The sequence below is a fragment of the Mycobacterium sp. TH-M106 genome (assembly GCF_057473765.1).
Genome location: NZ_JBYCLE010000328.1, coordinates 1 through 1,640, shown reverse-complemented (window position 1 = coordinate 1,640; position 1,640 = coordinate 1). Strand labels below are relative to the sequence as shown.

Genomic DNA, 1,640 nt, shown 5'->3' with positions numbered 1-1,640 from the left:
AGGTCGAGAGCCTGCCCGGCACCCAGCTGGTTGGCGGCGCTCATCAGGTCACTGACGATCCCGCCGCTGCCGGAGCTGGCGGCGGCGGATGGCGCGGTGCCCAGCGACGAATCCCCGAGAATCGGGTAGGTCCCGCCCAGGCCCGTGATCGGCACCTCACTGGGGTCGGGCAGCACCCCGCCCGGAGCGTAGCTGCCGAGGCCGGAACTCGGATCGATGCCGACCGGACTGGTCAGTCCCGGTGTCACCGCGGGTGTGGTCAGCCCGGGGTCGGTGAGACCCGCGGTGGCCGGCGCGGTGAGTCCCGGGGTAGTCGGTGTGGTCAGCCCGGGGTCGGTGAGTCCCGGGGTAGTCGGTGTGGTCAGCCCGGGGTCGGTCAGGCCCGGGGTAGCCGGTGTGGCCGGCGAGGTCAGCCCCGGTGTGGCCGGCGAGGTCAGCCCCGGTGTGGCCGGCGAGGTCAGCCCCGGCGAGGTCAGCCCCGGTGTGGTCGGCGAGGTCAGCCCCGGTGAGGTCAGGCCCGGCGAGGTCAGCCCCGGTGAGGTCAGGCCGGGCGTCACCCCGACCGGGCTGGTCAGTCCGGGCGAGACAGCCGGCAGCCCTGACCCAGTCCCCGACCCGGTGATCCCGCTCGGAATCGGCGGCAAGTTGATCCCGAACTGCGACAACCCCTGCGACAGGGCGGACATCACTTCGTTGGGCAGGTCCAACATTGACGTAGCCGGCACGAACTCGTGGTGTTCCGGCACGCCGTTTCCGTCGGTCAGTTCGGAGATAGCGGCACCTGCAAACAGGGCAAACGGAGTCGCGACCGCTAAGCCGGCGACTGCACTCATGGTGGTCGAGAGTCTGCGTCGACGTCGGTTCGGCACGGAAGTCTCCTCAATGTGTTCGGTGGTCAGTCGCGGCGGGTCAGCCGCAGGTGCACGGGCACCTCGACCTCGATGGTACGGGAGTTACTGATGTGACTAGAGTGGCGATATCTAATCGTGAGCGAATTGCGACCTTCGCTTCGGGCTGACGCCGCCGAGGGGCCCGGTGCGCTCGATCGCCGCCGGGCATTCACGCCGTCGTCAGAAAACCACCGACGGTAGCGGCTTTGCCGGTCCGGTTATATACAGCGGCGTCGGATACCCTAGGCGCCGATGACGGCTCCATTTGACCTTTTCGTCGTCGGTTCCGGGTTCTTCGGCCTGACGATCGCCGAACGCGTGGCCAGTCAACTCGGCAAGCGGGTGCTGGTTGTGGAGCGACGTCCGCACATCGGCGGCAATGCCTATTCCGAGGCTGAGCCGCAGACCGGCATCGAGGTCCACAAGTACGGCGCGCACCTGTTCCACACCTCCAACACGCGGGTCTGGGACTACGCGCGGCAGTTCACCGAGTTCACCGGTTACCAGCACCGGGTATTCGCCATGCACAATGGGCAGTCGTATCAGTTCCCGATGGGGCTGGGCCTGGTGTCGCAGTTCTTCGGCCGGTACTTCAGCCCCGACGAGGCGCGGGCGTTGATCGCCGAGCAGGCCGCCGAGATCCCGACGGGTGCGGCCGCCAACTTCGAGGAGAAGGCGATCTCGCTGATCGGCCGCCCGCTCTACGAGGCGTTCGTCAAGGGCTACACCGCCAAACAGTGGCAGACCGAC

The 1,640-nt window shown here is 67.9% G+C and carries 1 protein-coding gene and 1 pseudogene; one reads left to right on the top strand and one right to left on the bottom strand.

Going from position 1 to position 1,640, the window contains the following annotated elements; genetic code table 11:
- Window positions 1-156: 156 nt before the first annotated feature.
- Window positions 157-504: pseudogene (locus tag AC2VOP_RS11375) on the bottom strand (hypothetical protein); the annotation flags it as partial.
- A 638-nt stretch (window positions 505-1,142) separates the two neighbouring features.
- Here AC2VOP_RS11375 and AC2VOP_RS11370 point away from each other — a divergent pair.
- Window positions 1,143-1,640 (top strand): NAD(P)-binding protein (locus AC2VOP_RS11370; protein WP_486961062.1); only part of this gene is annotated, 498 nt, incomplete at its 3' end.